The sequence below is a fragment of the Bacillus sp. FSL K6-3458 genome, from assembly GCF_038005045.1.
GTDB classification, from domain to species: Bacteria; Bacillota; Bacilli; order Bacillales; family Bacillaceae; genus Bacillus; species Bacillus altitudinis.
This window is the reverse complement of record NZ_JBBOSI010000001.1, coordinates 628766-652389: the sequence shown is the minus strand read 5'-3', so window position 1 is coordinate 652389 and position 23624 is coordinate 628766. Positions and strand designations below refer to the sequence as shown.

Sequence of the window (23624 nt, the reverse complement as noted above, 5' to 3'; positions counted from 1 at the left end):
AAGCCGTCCTATTTGAAAAAAATCAATCACCCATCGGTCTAATTGTGCAATCAGACTTGAAATCTTTAGATCTATGGGATTCTGCTTCATTCGCTGATACAAACCCTGATTATTAAAGGGTTCACAATGAGGATTAGTAGAGTGCTATAGGCTATGAAAACCTTACCATAATACCCTCGTTTAGCATACAATAGCGTCTATGATGTGTCAATCCGTTGAAAGTTAAAAAACTTTTCTATAATGAGAGAGCACACAAAATGTTCACAATTTCATCAAACTTTAGGAGAGATGTGACATTCATTCAAAAAAACTGATAATCTTCAGTATACATTGATTTTTCTAAGAACGATATCAACCGTTTGTCATATTTTTCAAAAAAGCCCACATGCACGTTTGCATGTGGGCTTTTCATGAATCTTTCTTATTTTGTTCCATACATACGGTCACCAGCATCACCAAGACCTGGGATGATGTAACCTTTTTCGTTTAACTTCTCATCTAATGCCGCAATGTAGATATCAACATCTGGATGATGTTTTTGCATTTCTTCTACACCTTCTGGCGCAGCAATCAGACACATGAAGCGGATGTTTTTCGCACCGCGTTTTTTCAAGCTGTTTAATGCTTCTACAGCTGATCCGCCCGTTGCAAGCATTGGGTCTACTACGATAAATTCACGCTCTTCCACATCAGATGGAAGCTTCACATAATATTCAACAGGCTTTAATGTCTTCGGATCACGGTATAAACCGACATGTCCCACTTTGGCAGCTGGAATGAGTTTCAAAATCCCGTCTACCATTCCAAGACCTGCTCTTAAAATCGGCACAACTCCGAGTTTTTTACCTGAGATCACGTTTGATTTAGCGACTTGTACAGGTGTTTCTACATCTACCTCTTCAAGCGGTAAGTCTCTTGTGATTTCAAATGCCATTAATGTTGCGACTTCATCCACTAGCTCTCTAAATTCTTTTGTTCCTGTATGAACGTCACGAATATATGTAAGTTTGTGCTGAATAAGCGGGTGATCAAATACATAAACCTTTGCCATTGCTTGCTACAACTCCTTTTCTGTCATCTTCCGGTGAACTTTGCACACTTCCTACAATTCTACATAAAAAGACATCATCTTTCAATATGATTCGCAAATCCTACAAAAAAAACCCACATGCCAAAAATAGGCAAATGGGTCTGCATCTTAATAATCTAATTCTTGATATAGAGGGAAACGAGCTGTCAGATCAGATACACGCTTTTTCGCCTCTTCTAATTTCGCTTCATCTTCATGATGTTTCAGAGCAAGCGCAATAATGGAACCGACTTCTTTCATCGCTTCTTGATCGAAGCCACGGCTTGTCACTGCTGCTGTACCTACACGTACACCACTTGTAACAAATGGTTTCTCTGGATCATATGGAATTGCATTTTTGTTCACCGTGATACCAATTTCATCAAGAACGTTTTCTGCAATTTTTCCTGTAATGCCAAGAGAGCGCAAGTCGATGAGAACAAGATGGTTATCTGTTCCACCAGATACAAGCTGAATATCCTCAGATAAAAGGGTTTCAGCTAGTTGTTTTGCGTTATCAATCACGTTTTGTGCATATGTTTTGAAATCTCCGTTCAATACTTCACCGAAAGAAACAGCTTTTGCAGAGATTACATGCATGAGTGGTCCACCTTGAATACCAGGGAAGATCGATTTGTCGATCTTTTTACCAAACTCTTCACGGCATAGAATCATTCCGCCGCGAGGTCCGCGCAATGTTTTGTGAGTTGTCGTTGTCACAAAATCAGCGTAAGGAACAGGATTTGGATGAAGACCTGCTGCAACAAGACCCGCGATGTGAGCCATGTCCACCATAAAGTAAGCACCGACTTCATCGGCAATTTCACGGAACTTTTTGAAATCAATTTGACGTGGGTAAGCACTTGCCCCCGCTACGATTAGTTTCGGCTTATGCTCACGTGCCTTTTCAAGTACATCTTGGTAGTCGATATGTTGTGTTTCTTTATCTACACCGTATTCTACAAAGTTGTACTGTACGCCGCTAAAGTTTACAGGGCTTCCATGTGTTAAATGCCCGCCATGTGATAAGTTCATGCCTAGCACTGTATCGCCATGCTCAAGGATTGTAAAGTATACGGCCATATTCGCTTGAGCTCCTGAGTGAGGCTGTACGTTCACATACTCAGCGCCAAAAATTTCTTTTGCGCGGTCACGTGCGATATCTTCTACAACGTCTACATGTTCACAGCCGCCATAGTAGCGTTTACCAGGGTAACCTTCTGCATATTTGTTTGTTAAGACAGAGCCCTGCGCTTCCATGACTGCTTCGCTTACGAAGTTTTCTGATGCAATTAATTCGATTTTGTCCTGCTGGCGTTTCCGCTCTAGTTGAATTGCTTTGAATACTTGTGCGTCTTGCTCAGGTAAATGTTTCATCAGCGAAATCCTCTCCAATCTATTTCCATTCGATGTTTTCACCATCTCATTGTACACGGTTTTTGAGTAAAATGTAAAAGTTTTTTTTGGAAAATCGACTTCTTTTTTATGAAAACCCGAATATTCAAGGGGTGGAGCGTCTTCATCATTCAACATTATATTAGAAATATATCCGAACTATGATCTTGTATAAACGGCTCGTTCTCCGCCAATCAGCTTTGGACGAGTTTTTGCAAACGTCACATGTGCTTGTCCTAATTGATGACGACTGAGACGGACCGGTACGGCTACCCGCTTTAAGTGCATGCCGATTAATGTATCACCGATATCAATCCCTGCATGCGCTGAAATGGATTCAACCAGCACAGGGTGTTCCATTTGCTGATACGCATGCGCCGCCATAGAACCACCCGCCTTACGGACAGGTACTGCCGCTACAATTTCTAAGTTAAGCCGGTACGCCACCTCTTCTTCCACAACGAGGGCACGATTCAAATGCTCGCAGCATTGGAAAGCCAATTCAATTCCTGTCTCGCGTCTCAGTTGATCGAGCTCTTGATAAATAGCTTCAGCAATTTGCTCACTTCCCGCTGTCCCAATGTGCTCGCCAGCCACTTCTGATGTACTGCAGCCAATCACTAAAATGTGGCCGGCTCGCAGTTCAACTGTTTGATGAAACTCTTTTAACATTTCAAGCCAATCTTGACCAATGTTCATGTTAAGCGCTCCTTACAGGTGCTTTTCTTCGTAATCAGCGATTTTACCAATCCGCACAGCATGACGTCCTGCAGTAAATTCTGTTGTCAGCCAAATGTGAGCAATCTCTCTTGCCAATCCTGGTCCAATGACTCGTTCTCCCATCGCAAGAACATTTGTATCGTTATGTTCTCTTGTCGCCTTTGCACTGAATGTATCATGCGCCAGTGCACAGCGGATGCCTTTCACTTTGTTTGCTGAAATGCTCATACCGATACCTGTCCCGCAAATCAAAATGCCTCGATCGACTTCTCCGTTTGCCACCATATTGGCTACAGGAAAAGCATAGTCAGGGTAGTCTACAGAACCTGATCCACATTCACAACCCATATCAATGTATTCAATCTTTAATTCATCCATTAGTTGTTTGATTTCTTCACGAATATTCGTTCCGCCGTGATCGGATGCAATGGCTACTTTCATCGGGCAATTCCTCCTAAGGGTGAGTTAATCTGTCATGTCTTACATTCATTCTTTATTTACAGTTATATTTTAACCTCTGCCTAGTCATTTGCAAACAAAAGCAGAAAAACCGTTTGCGCAACGGTTTTACAGGTTGTCCATTTATGAGGATTTGTGATCCTGTTTAAGCTTTTTAGCAAGTTGATACAATAGCGTTTCTAGTTCATCTCGTGTCTCCTGATAAATGGAGAGGCTCCCTCCAAATGGATCCGACACGTCACCTTCTGATCCTGTCGCAAATTCTTTTAGAGTGAAGACCTTGTCTTTCACATGAGCATATTGCTCCACAATCAACTGTTTATGCTGAATCGTCATGGTGAAGACATAATCTGCTTCATGAAGAAGTTCTTCTGTTAGTTTAGACGACGAGTGATTCAGTGGAATGCTTTTCTCAAATAATGCTTCGACTGCTTGAGGAGAAGCCTTCCCTGCATCAGAGGCGAAGATGCCCGCTGATTTTACAGTGACCTGTAAGCCTTTTTCATCTGCAATGGAGGAAAAAAGGGCTTGAGCCATCGGACTTCTGCAAGTATTTCCCGTACAAACAAATAAGATATTCATCTTTCGACCTCCTTTTCTTCTATTATATAGCATTTCATTCTACATGTTATGTAAGGAGACTGGCTAGAGCGGAAATAATAATTTGATTCCAAAGGCTAGTAAAATCAATCCGCCAAGCGCCCCGCTGTATGAACCTACCCATGACCGAACCTGTTTACCGAGTAATAATCCAAGCCATGTGAGCATCATACTAAAAAAGCCAAACAATAAAATGGTCATCAACACCCGAGAACCGTAAATCCCCAGGCTTAAGCCAACGGAAAAACTATCTAAACTCACACTTGTTGCAAAAAGAACGAGACCGGCCCCAACAGGTGCGATAAATGGCTTATCTTCTTTTCGGATAGAAGCGATGATCATTTGCAGACCCAGCACCAAAAGCAGCGCCCCGCCAATATAGGTTGCTAGGAGCCCAAGCCAGCCAGATAAAAGCTGACCTGTTAGCATGCCAAAAAGAGGCATAAACATATGAAATATCCCAATGACAAGTCCAATATATAGGATCTGGCGGAATCTCAGCTGAATCATCCCCATGCCGAGTCCAACCGAAAAGGCATCCATTCCAAGTGCAAAAGCCATGATACTGAGTGTCAGCAATTCGCCAGCAAGTTCATTCATGTAAATCCCCCTTGGACACGCATTCTCCTTTAACCTATGTTTGTCCAAGAGAGGTTAGAACTATTTGAATGAAGAGAGAGTGCGCCCTCCTGCCGCTTTTTGCAGACGGTTCATGATCGCAGAACCAACTCCCTGCTCTGAGAAGGCTTCTGAAATGATCAAGTCTACATCCGTTTCATCAAATTGTCTCAGCACACGATATAAGTTTGCCGCAACCGTTTCAGGCTTTTCTCTCCATCCACAGCTAAAGATAACATCTGCCGCAAACCATTCCTTCTTTTCTTCTGTTGTCAGCACACCTACTTTTAGCCCTTCAGCTCGGTACTTCTGAATGTGCAGCTGCATGTCTTCATCACTTCCATGAAATATATACATTTGTGCTTCAGGTGCATAATGTGTGTATTTCATTCCCGGCGATACTGGCGCCTCATCCTTTTTCGTCAACCCTGGATCCATGTTGACCGTTCCTACGACCTCTTCTAACGCTTCTTTTGTAATACCGCCCGGCCTTAAGATCACTGGAATCTCCTCTATACAGGATACAACCGTTGACTCCACGCCAATACCTGTTGAACCACCATCGACAATGCCAGCAATTTTCCCATCAAGATCACTCGCGACATGATCCGCAAGTGTCGGCGACGGTTTTCCCGAACGGTTGGCACTAGGCGCGGCAATTGGCAGACCAGCTGCTCGGATGAGTTCAAGCGCAACAGGATGATCAGGCATTCTTACGCCTACTGTCGTTAAACCTGCCGTCACCTGCTTTGATAATGTTCCCGGCTTACAAGGTAGAACAATGGTGAGAGCGCCTGGCCAAAAGGCATCCATCAGCGCTGTTACTTTTTCATTTTCTATTTGCGCAAATTCATGAAGCTGTTGAACATCCGCAATGTGAACAATCAACGGATTATCACTTGGGCGTCCTTTCGCTTCATAAATTTTCTTCACAGCCTCTGTCTCTTTTGCATTTGCCCCTAGTCCATAAACCGTTTCTGTCGGAAAAGCGACCACTTCATTCTGCCGCAACAACAGAGCTGCTTGTTCAATTTGTGGATAGTATGTGGATAAATCCTTTTTTAAATCCACAGACCACCTTTTTGTATTTAACATCATACAAACTCCTTTTAAAAAAGATAAAACTGTTGATATATCTCAATTATCCTTTTGAAAGTATAAAAGATGCTACTAAATAAAACAAGCGTTGTCCACAATTTGTGGATAACGCTTGTTTTACAGTGGATAAGTATGTGAATAAGTCCGGTGTTTTGTGATTAACTCGCTGTTTTTTGCAGCACAACCGCCTGCTCTTTTCCCAACGACTCTTTTGCATGCACAGATACCCACACACTTTCTGGGATTTCCTCTATAGGCGTAAAGCCCATCAGCGCTAAAAAATCATGCGAAGAGGAGTGATTGGCTACAACATAAAAGGTGTCCACACCTTGTTTTTCCCCTAGCGTTTGAACACTTTGGAACAGAGAAACGATATGCCCCTGACCAAGTTTATCTGATATCACAAGTGATCTTAGCAATCCTTCTTGTTCATTTAGTCGTTCAAGACCTAAACAGCCTGCAAGCTCACCGTCTGCATCTTCCATGACCACAAATGACGTACGCTCTGCAATAGTCACCCCGCCTTTTGCTTGGCCTTTTTCAAGAAAAGCATTAATGGCCGGGGCATCTTCTTCTGTCGCTATTCTTAATTGATAATACATGCTTTCACCTCTTTTTGTTCTCTTACTTCAACTCTATGAGGCAAAAACAGATTTAGACCTTTTTTAAGAGAAAAGACTAGAGACCCATTCGAACAGAAAGAATTTCACTTCACCCGTCTCTTCTTCTTTTACCACTTCATTGACAGATTCATTTGATGGCTCTGCGGCTACCTGCTCTTTATCATCTCCTTCTGGTGAGGCGATCGCTTCTCCGTTTGAAAAATCGATAAAGCAGAGCGGTGGGAATAACACACACCACCAATTGGCTCCGTCTCCTTCCCCTAACGTAATCAAAATGGCTTCATATTTACCAGCAGGATAAACAAAGTTGCCATATAGCTTTGTTGGAAATGAGGCTTTTTGAAAGCTGACCGATACGGATTGATCAATGTGTTGTTCCTTTAATTTTGCTTTGGCAATACGATTGATGTCTGGAAGCTTTGAACGAATCACACGTCTAGCTTCTTCAATGGATGTGAGGTCTTTCACCCACTCCGTTATATTGGCATTGACCTCATCTCGAATACTTCGTTTCACATCTTGATCTGCCGACTGGTCACTGTTGGCTAAAATGCGTAAACGAATGGCTTCATCTGGAATCACAACAGGCTGATTAGCAGAAGCAGCCGCCGTCTCCTCTTTTCCAAGGTTTGCAAAAGCACCACATAATAATAGAAACATATAAAGACAAATCATCATTTTACTTTTAAACATGATGTGTTCCCCCCACTTTTTCTCTTCGCTACAAACATTGTGTCCAGGAAACGCATCTCGTAAACAGCAAAAATGATTTTTTTAATAGATTATGAGTAAAAAACAACTACATGAGGTGAGCGAATCAATGTTTTTTCTGCATGCAAAAAAGCCATTCAACAACTTATGAACGGCTTTTTAGTGAGGATTGGTAATCGGAAGGGTACAGTCTTCCATCCCAATCTCGGCTGATTTTTAATCCCGAATCTGTTTTGATAACTGTCATTGCACCTTTTTTCTCAATTTCCTTTTTGACCTTTCCTTTATGGTCAATAAATTGAATGATCATTTCATAGTCAAATTCAATCCTGTCATCGCTTTCATCTGAAGGTGTAAACGTAATTTTTTTCAGTTTAATTTGACAATCTTGATCTTTTGCTGCTTCTAATACACTTGGAAACATGCTGTCTTCTGTATATTCTTGATATTCATGCTCTGTTAAATAATCCTTCAACTTCTCCTTCATGTCAGATAGGTCATCCGTCCGATTCACTGTGTATTGTGCTTTTTTATAGTTTTCCCCAAATGCTGCTGCTTCTTTTTTAAAGCTCGGTTTACCGCAAGCACTCACAATCAATAGTACACTGACGATGACCAACACCATCGCATACCTTCTGTTCACACCATTCGCTCCTTCAAAACAAATTTATGTAAAAAATCATGATCAGAATGTTCATTCTTCTATATATACGTTTCCCTTTTACCATAAGTTTCATCTTTACATAATAAAATAGTCCGACTTTATTCAGCCGGACTTCCGTTTTGAATGTGTGCGCAAACCGCTCGATCCTTTCCGTTGATATCCTTAATGATATGAACATCAGCTGAAGGGAACGCCTGCAAAAGAAGCGCTTTTACATCTTGTGCTTGTGTATGTCCTATTTCAAGGACAACCACTGCTTGCTGATGAAGTACCTTGTGGAGATCACAGGCGATACGCTCATAAAACCACAGGCCATCACGCCCATCTGTCAGCGCATTGACAGGTTCATGCTTTGTGACAACCTCTGATAAACCATCCATTTCTTCTGCCGCAATATAAGGCGGATTGGAAATAAACACATCGACTTTGATGCCTTGAGCCATAATCGGTTCAAGTAAATCCCCTTGGACAAAATGAACGTCTGCACCAAGCGCTTCTTGATTTCGCTTTGCTACTTCAAGTGCTTCATGTGAAATATCCGTCGCTGTCACAGTGAGAGATTCTTTTTCAAGAGCTAACGTAATCGCAATTGCACCGCTACCTGTTCCTACATCAACAGCTTTGAGCGGCTGATCATTAGGAAACACACGATTCATCATATTCAATGCCGCCAGCACCACTTCCTCCGTTTCAGGACGAGGAATCAGAACGTGTTTGTTTACCTCAAAAGGACGCCCATAAAAAAATTCAACACCCGTTAAATGCTGCACAGGCACTCCACACTTGTGCTGTGCGACGAACTTGCTGAATTGTGAATCTTGCTCCTCTGGCATTGGATCATGAAAACGGGCAAGAAGTTCACTTCTGTTCCATCCAAGCACATGCATCAACATTAACTCTGCTGCGTTTTGGTCTCTGCCCGCTTCCGTTAACAAAGAAGAAGCCCATTTAAGGGCTTCAAAGATCGTTCGCTCTTTATTTTGCATTTTGAAGTTTTCTTGCTTGGTCTTCCATAATTAATGCATCAATGACCTCGTCAAGTTTTCCTTCTAAAATTTGATCAAGCTTTTGAATCGTCAATCCGATACGGTGGTCCGTCACGCGGTTTTGTGGGAAATTGTACGTACGGATACGCTCTGAACGATCCCCTGTTCCAACAGCAGATTTACGGGTTTGATCATATTCAGCTTGTGCTTCACGCTGGAATTTATCATAAATTCTCGCACGCAAAACTTTCATCGCTTTTTCTTTGTTTTTGATTTGTGATTTCTCGTCCTGACAGGAAACCACTACACCTGTTGGAAGGTGAGTCAAACGAACAGCAGACATTGTGGTATTAACACTTTGTCCCCCTGGTCCGCTTGATGCGAATGTATCCACACGAATATCTTTTTCGTGGATATCAATTTCAACTTCCTCAGCTTCTGGTAATACAGCAACTGTCGCTGTTGATGTATGAATACGGCCGCCTGACTCAGTTTCAGGAACACGCTGCACGCGGTGTGCACCGTTTTCAAACTTTAGTTTAGAATATGCACCTTTACCGCTAATCATAAAGATGATCTCCTTATAACCGCCAGTTCCAGTGACACTCGCTTCCATGACTTCCGTTTTCCAGCCTTGCATTTCAGCATAACGGCTGTACATACGGTACAGGTTTCCTGCAAACAGCGCAGCCTCTTCTCCGCCCGCTGCACCACGAACCTCCACAATAACGTTCTTATCGTCATTCGGATCTTTCGGGATGAGCAAGATCTTCAGCTCGTCTTCTAAACGTTCTGTTTCCTCTGTGAGCTCTGAAATTTCTTCTTTGACCATGTCGCGCATATCGGCATCGAGCTTATCTTCCAGCATGGCTTTCGCATCACTTAGCTGATCATATGCCGCACGATATTGTCTATATACCTCAACAGTTTCTTGAATATCAGATTGTTCCTTCGAATATTCACGAAGCTTCTTAGGGTCGTTCACCACTTCAGGGTCACTTAAATATTCATTTAGCTTTTCATAGCGTTCTTCAATTGATTTTAAACGGTCTAACATGGTCTTCACCTCTGTTTTGTGCGTAACAGTCTAATTATAGTATAGCGGGGTATGACAGTCAAAAAAATTTCCAAAACAATTGATTTTCTGCAATTTTTCACTAGAAAACACGATCTTTGGCGATTGGTTACTTGTTTTGTCTAACGTGAAGGAACGGATGCTCACGAAAGAGAATGGTACTTGTAATTGAAAAAAGGGAGGGCATTTGGTTTGAATACAAATGAGGTTGCAAAGGAAATTGGTGTATCTTCAAAAACCATTCAGCGCTGGGTCAAACAGCTCAACATCCCTGTCGCCCGGAATGAACTTGGACATTACGAATTTCATGATGACATTGTCCAGCTGCTCAAAGAGGTCCAACACCAAATGAACGAAGGTGTGATTCTCCATGACATTAGACTGCCGATCCATGAAGAAACCGCCCAGCAATTATCACCTACTGTAGAAACTTCTGACTCATCAAAACGGATAGAAGCCTTAGAAGAACAAGTGAAACAGCTCCTTCAAGAGCAATCACATGTCAGTCATATTGAAGCCCGTTTCCAAGAAATAGAACGGAAACTCGCTAAGAAAGCAGATGAAGGCGTTTCCTACCAGCTCCTCCAGCACAGAAGAGAAATTGAAGAATTAACTGCAAAATTAGAACGCCTCACAGCCACATTGACAAAACCAAAACCATCAAAAGAAGAAGAAAAGGAAAAGGCACACCCCGACATGAAAAAAAAGCGTGTGCTCTTCCCTCTGTTTCATTCATTTCGCTAAGAAAGGCTGCCTATAAGGCAGCCTTTCTACTATATTATACGGTAAGTGCAATAATGATCGGTAATGTAATGAGTGACATGATCGCACTGATCACAAATGCCGATGCTGTTTCTGCTTCCTGTTTCTCGAATCGAGTGGCGATCATGGCCGCAACAGCTGAACCTGGGAAGGCAACAAGCAATACAGCTTTTGTAATTTCATCCGCCGAAAGACCCATAAGAATGGCGATAAAATACATAAGTAACGGTTGTACAGCTACTTTGAGCAATGCGATACTGAAAGCTGGTAAGCTCAGTTTAATTTTGCGGATACCGACTGTGACACCGACTGCAAAGAGCGCAACCCCTGATGTCACACTTCCAATTTCCTCTAGCATTTCATGTCCGATTTCAGGAAGTTTAAATCCTAAAAGAACAAGAATGATACTTGCTAACGGTGCAAGCGCAAGCGGCTCTGATAAACCGTGCAAAATCGCTTTCGTCGTCATTTTTAGGAAACTTTCGCCGTCTTTGGCTTTTCCTTTTGTTTTTTCACCGACAGTTGACACAATAATAGCAATTGGATCAAGCAATGCATTTACAACTATTCCGGTAATAGCAATCGGAATTGCAACTTCTTGAGCCCCAAATAAACTGCCCAAGACCGGAATCCCCATAAATGCAAAGGTCGGTTGTGCTGAGTTTAATGAGAAAACAGATGAATCTGTTAAATCATATTTAAAAGCAAATTTCGTAACTAAAAGGATAATGATATAAAAGCCTACGATTCCGAGAATCAATGCAACGAAAAATGGAATTTGACTATAGAATTTATCTTTTGGTGTTGACAGAATGCTGGCGATAAAGTGCGCTGGCAAAGCATACTTTGTAACAAGTGTACTTACACCTTTTGCAGATTTAGCGTCATAGCTGCCGAAGTTCCCTGCGAACCAACCCAGCGCGATAACGAAAAAAATCGGTGCTAGGAGGATCAAAATATTTAAAAAGTCCATCTTACTATTCCTCCTTGAATCCTTTACATGTTTCTTATTTTATAGCGGCATTGCTTACATTACCCGAAACAATGCCGCATTACACATTTTATTATGCTCTTACAATTTTTTTATATTCAGGAATCCACATAGCATCTTTCACAGCTTGTTCGATGTTGTCAGGTGTTCTTCTTGCGACACCATCTTTAATTGCTGCTTTTGCTACTTCAACAGCTACCTTGATTGATACTTCTTGCAATTTATCAATGCTTGGAAGCAGTCCAGCGCCTGGTTTTTCATGATCAACCATTTCAGCGATCGCATTTGCAGAAGCAACGAACATGCCTTTTGTGATAATTTTTGATTCCGTTACGATTGAACCAAGACCAAGTCCAGGGAAAACGAACGCATTGTTTGATTGTCCGATTTCATGTTCAATTCCGTTATACTCGACATTTTCGAATGGGCTTCCAGTTGCAACAAGCGCACGACCGTCTGTCCATTTGAATAGATCTTCCGGTACTGCTTCAGCAAGTGGAGTTGGGTTAGACATCGGCATGATCACTGGACGCTCTGTATGAGCTGCGATTTCTTTAATAATTTCTTCAGTGAATGCGCCGCCTTGACCTGATGTACCAATAAGAATGGTTGGCTTCACCTTGCGAACAGCTTCAGCAAATGAGATTTGTCCTTTTTCATCACGAGCCCAGCCTTCTACTTCATCAGAAGAACGAAGGTATGGTTTTTGGAAATCAAGCACTTCATCTTCAAACTGATCTGTTAGCAATCCTCTGTAGTCTAACGTCCAGAATGCATTGTTTGCTTCTTCTTCACTTAGACCTTCAAGAACCATTGTGTCACGCATTTGATCGGCGATTCCGATTCCAGCTGATCCAGCTCCGAAAATCATCACACGGTGATCTTTCAATTGAGTACCAGTTTTCTTGACAGCTGCAAGAACACCCGCTAAAGTAATGGCACCAGTACCTTGGATATCATCATTAAATGTTAAGATGTTGTCGTTGTATTTTTTCATGATGTTACGCGCATTTTTGTTTCCAAGGTCTTCCCAGTGAAGCAATGCTTTCGGGAAGAATTTAAGTGCTGCTTTGACATACGCATCAATGAACTCTTCGTATTTTTCACCTTGTACACGTTTGTGGTGGTTCCCGATGTACAATGGATCATTTAATAGTTTTTCATTGTTAGTTCCAACATCTAATACAACTGGAATCACGCGGCTTGGATCAATCCCTGCTGCAGCCGTGTAAACAGCTAATTTACCAATTGCGATGTTGATACCACCAACACCCCAGTCACCAATTCCAAGAATACTCTCAGAGTCAGTTGCTACGATGAGGTCGATGTCGCCTGCTGTTGCATGTAAGTTTTCAAATGCTTTCTCAATACCGTCAATGTTGTCGATTGAAAGGTAGACACCATGAGGTCTTCTGTATTCATGGCTGTATTCTTGAATCGCTTCACCAACAGTTGGTGTGTAAACAACAGGAAGCATTTCACGAAGCTTGTCCGTTAGAAGCTTATAGAATAATACTTCGTTACGGTTTTGCAAATCACTTAAGTATACGTTTTGACGAAGACGATCTGGCTGAGCTAGAAATTGCTTGTATGCTCTCTCTGCTTGCTGTTCTAAAGTCAGAACAGTTGGAGGAAGTAATCCTTCTAGTCCAAGCTCTTGTCTTTCTTCTTCAGAGAAAGCAACGCCTTTGTTCAACGTTGGAATCGATAATACATCTTTACCTGTCAAAGTGGTTTCGAGGTACCCTTCTTTTGTTTTCTTCACGTTGTTCATCAAAAACTACCCTCTTTCTAAAATATAAATAAAGTGAACTATTAATACAAAGAACGATCAAGGAGAAAAATCCTTAATCAAAAAAATTATGACAAGAAATCGAACTTTTCGTTTAAATGCTTTACACTACAGTTAGTCATTTTATGCCTGCTTATACCAAAACGCAAGCGTTGAAAATTAGATAATTTTTTCGTAGCGTTATTTAATTTATTTAAGTACAAATGATGGGTGTTCAGCCAAAAACTCGAAAAACGAAACACAGCGGCATTTGCTATTTTTTTAATTGTCAAGTGTTGTACCAACATCTAGTTTTGGTACTTCATGGTGATGTCTGCATCGTGCTTCGTATGATTCCTGCGCACCTACTAAAATAATGGGATCATCATAGGATGCGGGTTTACCGTCGATCAAGCGTTGTGTTCTACTCGCTGGGGAGCCGCATACCGAACAAACTGCTTGAAGTTTTGTTACAAGCTCTGCACATGCCATTAAATGCGGAACAACACCAAATGGCTCTCCTCTGAAGTCTTGATCAAGGCCTGCAACAATGACTCGGTAGCCTTTATCAGCCAACTGAGTGACAATATCAATGATTGTCTCATCAAAAAATTGCACCTCATCAATGCCAATGACATCGGTTCGTTCTGATATGTGCGTTATTATGTCTTTTGGTGAGGTTACTGCAATCCCATCGACGGATGAACCGTTATGTGACACAACTGAGCTTGTGCTATACCGGTTATCAATCGCTGGTTTGAATATTTTTACTTCTTGTTTGGCAAAGGTGGCTCTTTTGGCTCTCCGAATCAATTCTTCCGACTTTCCAGAAAACATACTTCCGCAGATGACTTCAAGCCAACCGCTTTGTTTCATCACATACATAAGGTCTTCTCCCCCGTTTTAAAGTTCCATCAATCCACGTAAAAAAACAGGCAAGAACGGATTCCTGCCTGTTTATTGTATCTATTATTACTTAAGACCGTATTTTTTGTTAAAGCGGTCAACACGTCCATCAGCAGAAGCGAATTTTTGACGGCCTGTATAGAAAGGATGGCACTCAGAGCAAATCTCGATGCGTACCTCTTCTTTTACTGATCCAGTTTCAAACTCATTTCCACAAGCGCATTTGACTGTAGCTTTTTTGTAGTTAGGATGAATTCCTGTTTTCATCTACTGTCATCTCCTTCCGCCCTGAATCCAATTCGGAAACAGAGTTAATATCTCAGAATAAATTCTGAAACGCACATGATAAAATTATAACAGTGTGAGTCTATGATTGCAAATGTATTTTTTCAGGAAGCTATCTTCTTGATGCAGACATATTTGCTTGTTTCCACTCTTGCGTTAAAATATCGAAAAATTCTTGGTTTGTCTTTGTTTTTCTCATTTTGCGCATGAATTTCTCAGCGAAATCAGGTGTATCTGACATTGATTTTCTCATCGCCCATAGACGATCAAGATGTTCTTTAGGCACAAGCAGTTCTTCTTTTCTTGTACCGGAACGACGAATGTCGATGGCTGGGAAAATTCTTCTTTCTGCAAGAGAACGATCTAAATGGAGCTCCATGTTTCCTGTTCCTTTAAACTCTTCATAAATCACATCGTCCATACGCGATCCCGTATCAACAAGTGCAGTAGCTAAAATGGTCAAGCTCCCACCTTCTTCGATGTTACGCGCAGCACCAAAGAAGCGTTTTGGACGGTGGAAAGCCGCTGGATCAATACCGCCGGAAAGCGTTCGGCCGCTTGGCGGGATGACAAGGTTGTATGCACGAGCAAGCCTTGTGATGCTGTCCATTAAGATGATGACATCTTTTTTATGTTCAACAAGACGCATCGCACGCTCTAATACAAGCTCTGCTACTTTAATGTGGTTTTCCGGTACTTCGTCAAAGGTTGAGCTAACGACATCACCTGCAACAGAACGTTCGATATCTGTTACTTCCTCTGGACGTTCGTCAATAAGAAGAACAATCAGTTCTGCCTCTGGATGATTTTCAGAGATGCTGTTGGCAATTTCTTTGAGTAAAATGGTTTTCCCAGCCTTAGGCGGTGCAACAATTAAACCACGTTGCCCAAACCCAACTGGCGCCATCATATCCATAATTCTAGTAGACAGGTGATTAGGCTGTGTTTCAAGAATCATTTGACGATCAGGGAATAGCGGCGTGAGTGCAGGAAAGTGAACACGTTCCTTAGCTGATTCTGGGTCGTCCCCATTTACCGCTTCGACATGAAGGAGGCCATAGTAGCGTTCATTCTCTTTTGGAGGTCGTACCTTTCCAGACACCTTATCACCATTTCTTAAATCAAAGCGTCTGATTTGTGAAGCTGAAATATAAATGTCTTCAGAACTTGGGGAGTAGTTAATTGGTCTTAAGAAACCAAATCCCTCTGACTGAATAATTTCTAGAACCCCTTCCATAAATAAGAGATCCTCTTGCTCAGCATTCGCCTTTAAGATGGCAAAAATTAATTCTTTTTTTGTTAGTTTGCTGTAATAAGAGATTTTGTACTTTTTTGCTAACTCATACAGCTCTTTTAATTTCATATTTTCCAAAGATGAAATCGAAACATCTTTCAATATGGACACCACACTTTTCTAGTCAATGTATTTCATTACAAATGCATGACCATTGTATTTGATTAGCTTTTAATTCCGTTTTTGTTGGAATGACCTCGCTCTCATGGTAACGCTCCCACTCGTTTTATCGTAAAGATAGGAACAATGTGAAATTGAGCTTTGTCAACATAGAGAAGGATAATGAGTATATCGTCATGATGCGGCAGTATTTAAACTTGTTGAAGCTTAAAAGAAGTAAATTCGCAGAAAATTTCGCAGCACTCTTTAGTTTTACCTCATTTGCAGGGAATATTCAACTTTAAAAAGAAAATGATATATATTTGACACCTATATGAAAAGCGGGTAAAGAATACCCGCTTTCAGATTACGGACGAATGACAAGATTCGGTTTTTTCTTTAAACTGTGTCTGCCATCGACGAATCGAACAGTACCTGATTTCGCACGCATGACAACACTATGTGTTGTTCCAACAGAGCCTTTAAATTGAACACCTTTTAATAACTCGCCATCAGTTACACCTGTCGCTGCAAAAATGGCGTCATCGCCTTTCACGAGGTCTTCCATTCTGAGGACTTTTCCAACATCCAGTCCCATTTTCTCACAGCGTCTCAGCTCTTCTTCACTTTGTGGAAGAAGCTTACCGTGGATTTCTCCACCAAGTGCTTTTAACGCAACAGCAGAAAGGACACCTTCAGGCGCTCCACCTGAACCAAATAGAATATCAACACCTGTGTGATCAAATGCTGTATTAATGGCTCCTGCAACGTCACCATCATCGATCAGCTTGATTCTTGCTCCAGCTTCTCTCAGCTCAGCAATGATCTTTCCATGTCGCTCTCTGTTTAAAATTGTCGCAACAACATCTTCAATATCTTTGTTTTTCGCTTTTGCAACAGCACGAAGATTGTCAATGACAGGCGCTTCAATGTCGATGCAGCCTACCGCTTCTGGACCTACTGCGATCTTATCCATGTACATATCAGGTGCATTCAGCAAATTGCCATGATCTGCAACAGCGATAACAGCTAAAGCATTCCAGCCGCCGCTTGCCACAATATTTGTTCCTTCCAATGGATCAACAGCGACATCCACGCGAGGTCCATATCCGTTTCCAAGCTTTTCCCCAATATAAAGCATTGGCGCTTCGTCCATTTCTCCCTCGCCGATGACCACAGTTCCCTTCATCGGAATCGTATCAAATACATCACGCATGGCACTTGTTGCAGCATCATCCGCTTCGTCTTTTAAACCTCTACCCATCCAACGAGCAGATTTTAATGCAGCTGCTTCTGTCACCCGTACTAGTTCCATCGATAAACTTCTTTCCATTTTTGTCCAAATCTCCTCTCACAGTCAAAGCCTTATGAATTTTGAAGTTCTTCTATTTCTTGGTCATTCAGCTTTTCACGCCAGATGGTTGCACCCAAGCCTTCAAGCTTCTCCTCAAGCATACTATATCCTCTGTCTATATGTTCAAGCCCTGTGATTTCAGTCACACCGTCTGCCATTAACCCTGCAACAACGAGACAAGCACCTGCTCGCAGATCACTTGCTTTGACCTTTGCACCTTGAAGCTGCGTTTGACCTGTAATAATAGCAGATCTTCCTTCCACCTTCATGTTAGCACCCATTCGACGCAATTCGTCAATGTGTTTAAAGCGGGCAGAGTAAATGGTATCTGTGACGACACTCGTGCCTTTCGCCTTTGTTAACAAAGCCGTCATCGGCTGTTGAAGATCGGTCGGAAAGCCCGGATACACAAGGGTTTTGATATCGACAGGCTTGAGTCCTTCATTTCTGCCAACGATCAGCATTTGATCGTTGCTTGTTTCAATTGTGAATCCCATCTCTCTAAGTTTCGCCGTAATTGATTCTAAATGAGTTGGGATCACATTATCAAGCACAACTTCATCCCCCATCGCTGCACCTGCAATTAAAAATGTACCTGCTTCTATGCGGTCAGGGATGATGGAATGCCTGCAACCATGAAGAGATTCCACACCTTCGATCCGAATCACATCCGTCCCCGCACCTTTGATTTTAGCTCCCATGCTTGCAAGCAGTGTCGCTACATCAATAATTTCGGGTTCTTTTGCGGCATTTTCAATCACTGTTTTCCCTTCAGCCAGCACGGCTGCCAGCATGATGTTGATGGTCGCACCTACACTGACAACATCAAGATAAATACGGGCTCCGACTAATTTTTCAGCGCGCAAATAAATCGCACCCTGTTCGTTTGTCACCTCGGCTCCAAGTGCTTCAAAGCCTTTGATATGCTGATCGATCGGTCTAGGTCCTAAGTGACATCCCCCTGGCAATCCAATGACAGCCTGCTTGAATCTACCGAGCATGGCGCCCATTAAGTAATAGGATGCTCGTAGTTTCTTCACTTTCCCATTAGGAAGCGGCATACTGATCATGGAGGCAGGATTGACAACCATCTCACCTTTTTCAAACGTGACCTTTCCGCCAATCTCTTCTAACAGATCTCGTAATGTGTCAATATCTGAAATATGCGGAAGGCCTTCAATGGTTACTGGAGAATCAGCGAGAATCGTGGCAGGAATCAGTGCCACAGCACTATTTTTCGCACCACTAATATGTACGGTCCCGCGCAAGGGGTCACCGCCGGCAATGTTTAACTTTTCCATATTTGTCTCCCTTCTTAAAGAAGATCACTGTTGGAGTTATACTGTTTGTGGATGTCGCGCTTTAAAAGGTCTTGTCCAAAATTTAGCCAATATCAAGAGAAAGAATACAGGTTAAACGAAATTTGTCGGAAGAAAAATAATCGAAGCTTTGCGAGGCTGTGATGTTCTCTTCTTTGCACAAAACATTTCTTAGCGTATTTAAGGAAAACTGCGGCAAACGGATGCGTATCCGTCTGCCACAATCACTTATTTATTCCAGTCTGCTAAAAATTGCTCAATGCCTGCATCCGTTAATGGGTGTTTTGTCAGCTGCTTGATGACTTTCAGCGGCATTGTGCCGATATGAGCACCTCTAAGCGCAGCTTCTGTCACATGCTGCGGGTGACGAATGGATGCAGCAATGATTTGTGTATCTAATCCATGAACATCAAAAATGGTTTTCACTTCACTAATGAGATCAAGACCATTCTGGCCAATGTCATCTAAGCGGCCGAGGAATGGAGAAACATACGTCGCACCAGCTCTAGCTGCAAGAAGTGCCTGGTTTGCACTAAAAATCAACGTGACGTTTGTTTTAATCCCAAGGTCTGTTAACGCTTTGACCGCTTTAAGACCGTCTGTTGTCATTGGGATTTTCACTGTGATATTTGGTGCAATAGCAGCCAGCTCTTTTCCTTCTTCGATCATTTCTTCTGCTTTGAGGGAAATGACTTCCGCACTAACTGAACCTGATACCACGTCAGTGATTTCACGAAGGCGGTCGTGGAACGATACGTCCTTTTCTTTCGCTACTAAACTAGGGTTTGTTGTCACGCCTGCTAAAATGCCAAGCTCGTGTGCCTCTTTGATGTCTGCGATATTCGCTGTGTCTACGAAAAATAACATAACTGTGCCACTCTCCTATCAATAAATTGTCTGAAATGTAAATTTGATTGCGCTTTCTCAAGATATGGAGAAAACCGCCTGTGACTCAGGCGGCTTTCGGTTCTCATCAAATTATGCTTGGTTAGAAGAACCAAATTCACGCATTTTGCCGATAACAGTCGCTTTAATTGCGTCACGAGCTGGTCCAAGATATTTACGTGGATCATACTCTTCTGTTTTTGCAGCAAGTGTTTCGCGAACTGCTTTCGCAGAAGCAATTTGGTTTTCAGTGTTTACATTGATTTTTGCTGTACCAAGTGAAATCGCACGCTTGATGTCAGCAGTTGGGATACCTGTTCCGCCGTGAAGAACAAGTGGAAGTCCAGTTGTTTTACCGATTTCTTCCATTTCAGCGAAACCAAGGTTTGGTTCACCTTTGTATGGACCATGAACTGAACCTAGTGCAGGCGCAAGGCAGTCAATACCAGTACGTTCTACAAGCTCTTGGCACTCTTTTGGATCAGCATAAATAACGCCCTCAGCGATGACGTCGTCTTCTTGTCCACCAACAGTTCCAAGCTCAGCTTCTACAGATACACCGTGGAAATGTGCAAGCTCAACTACTTTTGCAGTTGTCGCTACGTTCTCATCAAATGGATGGTGAGAAGCATCAATCATCACAGAAGTAAATCCTGCATGAATGGCTTTTGCACAAGATTCAAAACTTGAACCGTGATCTAAATGAATCGCAACAGGAACTGTTACATTATATTCTTCGATTAACGCTTTTACCATTGCGACAACTGTTTTGAAGCCGCCCATGTAGCGTCCTGCTCCTTCAGATACTCCTAAAATAACTGGAGATTTCTCTTCTTCAGCAGCTTGTAAAATCGCTTGCGTGAATTCTAAGTTATTTAAGTTAAACTGTCCAACAGCGTAACCTTTTTCCTTTGCGTCTTTCAACATTTCTGTCATTGAAACTAAAGGCATGATGAAAAATCCTCCCTATGTAGCTAATTTGCTTACTAAAAAAAGCTCTCCACCCTAGCATGACCAGAATTTCTCGCCATATGTAAACTTTCAAAGTCAGATCGCTTTCTTCTTCTTATCTAGAATACCAATTATTCGACAAATCGGCAACAGAATGACTTGATTCAATCATTTCCATCTAGCCATTTGTTTCGAGCGGCAAGTATTCTTTCACTGCATCACGGATTTCATCAATATCAAATGGTTTAGCAAAATGCGTTAATGCACCGAGCTCTTTAGACTCTTGAATCATATCTAGTTCGCCATAAGCTGTCATAATGATCACGCGGATGTCTTCATCAATTAATTTCATGCGTTTTAAAATCTCAATGCCATCCATTCCGGGAATCTTCATATCAAGCAGGACGAGATTTGGTCTATGGTTTTTCACAATATCTAATGCCTGTAGTCCGTTAGCGGCTTGAAAGGTTTGATAGCCTTCTTTATGAAACACTTCATTCAGCAATATTCTAATACCGTACTGATCATCGACAATTAAAATTTTCTCATTCATTTGTTACACCCCATTGCTTTCATTTTTCGCCATAAAAAGAGCTGTTGTTAAATAATTCTGTTTGATTTTCACATTTCCTTTAATTATAATAGTTTACTTTACGACATTTTCTGAGCATTTTTCCTAATATTCTCTTTATATTCTATTATAAAATGATCTGACAGAAGGAGGAAATGAGTCTTGTTAAAAATTTTCACTACCCAATTATCAGGTATTTTTTCACGTATTGGAGATAAGCAGGCCGAAGCGATCGAAGACGGTGCACGCCTTCTTGCTCAGGCCGTTGTCAGTGGACATGCCGTGTATTTTCATGGCAAGAATGAACTGGCGGCTGTAGCCTTAGAGGCATCTGAGAGCAAGGAGCCGTTTCCGGGTGCGAAGGTTCTGCCGCTAGATCAAAAGGAGCGCAGCTTACTTCATCCAAGTGACAGGGTGCTTTTATTTTATTCAGATCCAGAAGATCAAGAGATTCAATCCCTTGTCAAAGAGCTTCACGAACAAGGTACACCTATTGTCGGGGTCGGTCCTGCACAAAAGGAGACATCATTCATTGAAGAGCATTGTGATGTCCACATTGATTTTCAGCTCAAAAAACCACTTGTGCCTGCTGAAGATGGAACAAGGTTCGGCTATCCTGCACTGATGACCTGCTTATATGTCTACCATGCTCTATCGTTTACTGTGAAAGAAATCGTTGAGGAATATGAATAAAAAAACTGCCGAGAAGATGCTATTCTCGGCAGTTTTTTGTTTTATTTTGATTCAGATGCCTGTAGTGAAGCACCAACGAAATCTCTAAATAACGGCTGTGGTCTTGTCGGTCTTGAAATGAATTCTGGGTGGAACTGAGAAGCAAGGAACCATGGGTGATCCTTCAGTTCAATGATTTCAACAAGGCGTCCGTCTGGGCTTGTACCAGAGAAGACAAAACCTGCTGCTTCCATTTGCTGTCTGAATTCGTTATTAAACTCATAGCGATGACGATGGCGTTCGTACACGACTTCGTCATTGTATGCAGCAAATGCTTTTGAGTCTTCGTTTAATTTACAAGGGTATAGGCCGAGGCGAAGTGTTCCACCTAAGTCATCAACATCCTTCTGTTCTGGAAGAAGGTCGATGATTGGGAATGCTGTTTCTGGATCAATTTCAGCGGAATGTGCTCCCTCTAAACCTAGTACGTTTCTCGCATATTCGATAGATGCGACTTGCATACCTAAGCAAATTCCGAAGAATGGCACTTTGTTTTCGCGCGCATATTGTGTTGCAATGATTTTCCCTTCTACTCCGCGGTCTCCGAAGCCTCCAGGAACAATAATGCCGTCTACATCTTGAGCGAAATCAGCCATATTTTCCGCTGTGACTTCTTCTGCGTTGATCCATTTGATTTGAACATCCGCATCAAATGCATAGCCCGCATGACGAAGTGATTCAACGACAGAAATGTATGCATCTTGCAGCTCAACATATTTCCCTACAAGACCAATCGTGACTTGTTTTGAAAGGTTTTGCACTTTATCAACAAGCGCCGTCCACTCCGTCATGTCCGCATCTTGACAGTCAAGCTTCATGTGCTCACATACAAGCTTGTCTAATCCTTGTTTTTGTAAATCAAGCGGAATCGAATAAAGGGTATCTGCATCCTGACATTCGATGACTGCTTTCGTATCAATATCACAGAATAGCGCAATTTTGTCCTTCATGTCTTGTGCCAATGGCATTTCAGTTCTGACCACAATGACGTTTGGCTGAATACCTAGACTACGAAGTTCTTTTACACTATGCTGTGTTGGTTTTGTTTTCAGTTCGCCTGCAGCACGGATGTAAGGAACAAGGGTACAATGAATGTACATCACGTTTTCACGGCCAATGTCACTCTTCATTTGACGAATCGCTTCTAGGAATGGAAGGGATTCAATATCTCCAACTGTTCCACCGATTTCTGTAATGACCACATCTGCACCCGTTTCTTTCCCTGCACGGTACACACGGTCTTTGATTTCATTTGTAATATGGGGAATAACCTGTACGGTTCCACCTAAATAGTCGCCGCGGCGCTCTTTTTTCAGGACTGTAGAATAGATTTTACCAGTTGTGACGTTGCTGTATTTATTCAAGTTAATATCAATGAAGCGCTCGTAGTGACCTAAGTCAAGATCTGTTTCAGCACCGTCGTCTGTGACAAATACCTCACCGTGCTGATATGGACTCATTGTCCCTGGGTCTACGTTGATATATGGATCAAATTTTTGAATGGTGACATCCATCCCTCTATTTTTCAGAAGGCGGCCTAACGATGCAGCCGTGATCCCTTTTCCAAGTGAGGAAACAACTCCTCCTGTTACAAAAATATACTTTGTCATTTCGTATGCTCCTCTCTTTTTTACCCTTGCATGACTAGACATGCACAGCTTCATCCTTTTAGAGTGTATCCCTAAA

25 protein-coding genes are annotated in these 23624 nt (G+C 42.0%); 2 read left to right on the top strand and 23 right to left on the bottom strand.

Annotated features, from left to right (window positions below):
• Positions 1–421: 421 nt before the first annotated feature.
• The 12 genes from upp to prfA all read right to left on the bottom strand — a co-directional run bounded on the left by upp (position 422) and on the right by prfA (position 10000).
• Positions 422–1051: a uracil phosphoribosyltransferase gene (gene upp / locus MHH23_RS03400; protein ID WP_003214553.1), complete on the bottom strand. Its 630-nt coding sequence runs from the start codon at positions 1049–1051 to the stop codon at positions 422–424.
• Between the two features lie 147 nt (positions 1052–1198).
• The gene (gene glyA / locus MHH23_RS03395; RefSeq protein ID WP_024718755.1) at positions 1199–2446 is read right to left on the bottom strand and encodes a serine hydroxymethyltransferase; all 1248 of its coding nucleotides are present in this window, start codon (positions 2444–2446) and stop codon (positions 1199–1201) included.
• A gap of 177 nt (positions 2447–2623) precedes the next feature.
• On the bottom strand, positions 2624–3163 hold the full coding sequence (locus MHH23_RS03390; RefSeq protein WP_135009591.1) for a TIGR01440 family protein: 540 nt from the start codon (positions 3161–3163) through the stop codon (positions 2624–2626).
• A 12-nt stretch (positions 3164–3175) separates the two neighbouring features.
• Positions 3176–3625: a ribose 5-phosphate isomerase B gene (rpiB, locus tag MHH23_RS03385; protein WP_003214714.1), complete on the bottom strand. Its 450-nt coding sequence runs from the start codon at positions 3623–3625 to the stop codon at positions 3176–3178.
• 141 nt (positions 3626–3766) lie between these two features.
• Positions 3767–4225 carry a low molecular weight protein arginine phosphatase gene (locus MHH23_RS03380; protein ID WP_017360042.1) on the bottom strand — a complete coding sequence of 153 codons (459 nt, stop codon included), beginning with the start codon at positions 4223–4225 and terminating at the stop codon, positions 3767–3769.
• Positions 4226–4288: 63 nt separating this feature from the next.
• Entirely contained in the window at positions 4289–4843 is a 555-nt protein-coding gene (locus MHH23_RS03375; RefSeq protein ID WP_025208133.1) for a manganese efflux pump MntP, read from the bottom strand.
• 60 nt (positions 4844–4903) lie between these two features.
• Positions 4904–5956: an L-threonylcarbamoyladenylate synthase gene (locus MHH23_RS03370; RefSeq protein WP_080964928.1), complete on the bottom strand. Its 1053-nt coding sequence runs from the start codon at positions 5954–5956 to the stop codon at positions 4904–4906.
• Positions 5957–6117: 161 nt separating this feature from the next.
• Positions 6118–6561, bottom strand: a complete 444-nt coding sequence (locus MHH23_RS03365; RefSeq protein ID WP_340958902.1) for a GNAT family N-acetyltransferase — start codon at positions 6559–6561, stop codon at positions 6118–6120.
• Positions 6562–6624: 63 nt separating this feature from the next.
• Positions 6625–7275, bottom strand: coding sequence for a stage II sporulation protein R (gene spoIIR, locus MHH23_RS03360; protein WP_017360045.1), 651 nt, complete (start codon positions 7273–7275; stop codon positions 6625–6627).
• Between the two features lie 163 nt (positions 7276–7438).
• Positions 7439–7918, bottom strand: coding sequence for a hypothetical protein (locus MHH23_RS03355; RefSeq protein ID WP_019743247.1), 480 nt, complete (start codon positions 7916–7918; stop codon positions 7439–7441).
• A 137-nt stretch (positions 7919–8055) separates the two neighbouring features.
• A complete protein-coding gene (prmC, locus tag MHH23_RS03350) occupies positions 8056–8943 on the bottom strand; it encodes a peptide chain release factor N(5)-glutamine methyltransferase (RefSeq protein ID WP_340958900.1) in 888 nt (295 codons plus the stop codon).
• Complete coding sequence (gene prfA, locus MHH23_RS03345; protein WP_008343422.1) at positions 8933–10000, bottom strand: peptide chain release factor 1; 1068 nt, start codon at positions 9998–10000, stop codon at positions 8933–8935. Before prfA ends, prmC begins: the two co-directional genes overlap by 11 nt.
• A 210-nt stretch (positions 10001–10210) precedes the next feature.
• On the opposite strand from prfA, the gene racA reads away from it, so the two are divergent.
• On the top strand, positions 10211–10762 hold the full coding sequence (gene racA / locus MHH23_RS03340) for a chromosome-anchoring protein RacA (RefSeq protein WP_056704212.1): 552 nt from the start codon (positions 10211–10213) through the stop codon (positions 10760–10762).
• A gap of 34 nt (positions 10763–10796) precedes the next feature.
• Here racA and MHH23_RS03335 read toward each other — a convergent pair whose 3' ends face one another.
• From MHH23_RS03335 to MHH23_RS03290, 10 genes are all read right to left on the bottom strand, one after another.
• Positions 10797–11753 carry an AEC family transporter gene (locus MHH23_RS03335; RefSeq protein ID WP_007497662.1) on the bottom strand — a complete coding sequence of 319 codons (957 nt, stop codon included), beginning with the start codon at positions 11751–11753 and terminating at the stop codon, positions 10797–10799.
• A 91-nt stretch (positions 11754–11844) separates the two neighbouring features.
• Positions 11845–13545: an oxaloacetate-decarboxylating malate dehydrogenase gene (gene malS / locus MHH23_RS03330; protein WP_024718762.1), complete on the bottom strand. Its 1701-nt coding sequence runs from the start codon at positions 13543–13545 to the stop codon at positions 11845–11847.
• A gap of 279 nt (positions 13546–13824) precedes the next feature.
• Positions 13825–14427, bottom strand: a complete 603-nt coding sequence (locus MHH23_RS03325) for a thymidine kinase (protein WP_007497666.1) — start codon at positions 14425–14427, stop codon at positions 13825–13827.
• 87 nt (positions 14428–14514) lie between these two features.
• Positions 14515–14715 carry a 50S ribosomal protein L31 gene (gene rpmE, locus MHH23_RS03320; RefSeq protein ID WP_003215407.1) on the bottom strand — a complete coding sequence of 67 codons (201 nt, stop codon included), beginning with the start codon at positions 14713–14715 and terminating at the stop codon, positions 14515–14517.
• A 130-nt stretch (positions 14716–14845) separates the two neighbouring features.
• Positions 14846–16129, bottom strand: a complete 1284-nt coding sequence (rho, locus tag MHH23_RS03315) for a transcription termination factor Rho (protein WP_007497667.1) — start codon at positions 16127–16129, stop codon at positions 14846–14848.
• 364 nt (positions 16130–16493) lie between these two features.
• Positions 16494–17459 carry a class II fructose-bisphosphatase gene (gene glpX, locus MHH23_RS03310; protein WP_212359682.1) on the bottom strand — a complete coding sequence of 322 codons (966 nt, stop codon included), beginning with the start codon at positions 17457–17459 and terminating at the stop codon, positions 16494–16496.
• A 32-nt stretch (positions 17460–17491) separates the two neighbouring features.
• Positions 17492–18781 carry a UDP-N-acetylglucosamine 1-carboxyvinyltransferase gene (locus MHH23_RS03305; protein WP_007497673.1) on the bottom strand — a complete coding sequence of 430 codons (1290 nt, stop codon included), beginning with the start codon at positions 18779–18781 and terminating at the stop codon, positions 17492–17494.
• 246 nt (positions 18782–19027) lie between these two features.
• Entirely contained in the window at positions 19028–19666 is a 639-nt protein-coding gene (gene fsa / locus MHH23_RS03300) for a fructose-6-phosphate aldolase (protein WP_003215343.1), read from the bottom strand.
• A gap of 111 nt (positions 19667–19777) precedes the next feature.
• Entirely contained in the window at positions 19778–20635 is an 858-nt protein-coding gene (locus tag MHH23_RS03295) for a class II fructose-bisphosphate aldolase (protein ID WP_007497678.1), read from the bottom strand.
• A gap of 178 nt (positions 20636–20813) precedes the next feature.
• Positions 20814–21188, bottom strand: a complete 375-nt coding sequence (locus MHH23_RS03290) for a response regulator (protein WP_003214681.1) — start codon at positions 21186–21188, stop codon at positions 20814–20816.
• Positions 21189–21368: 180 nt separating this feature from the next.
• On the opposite strand from MHH23_RS03290, the gene MHH23_RS03285 reads away from it, so the two are divergent.
• Positions 21369–21899: a DUF2529 domain-containing protein gene (locus tag MHH23_RS03285; RefSeq protein ID WP_008343445.1), complete on the top strand. Its 531-nt coding sequence runs from the start codon at positions 21369–21371 to the stop codon at positions 21897–21899.
• 41 nt (positions 21900–21940) lie between these two features.
• On the opposite strand, the gene pyrG is transcribed toward MHH23_RS03285, so the two are convergent.
• Entirely contained in the window at positions 21941–23548 is a 1608-nt protein-coding gene (gene pyrG / locus MHH23_RS03280) for a glutamine hydrolyzing CTP synthase (protein ID WP_017360053.1), read from the bottom strand.
• Between the last annotated feature and the right edge of the window lie 76 nt (positions 23549–23624).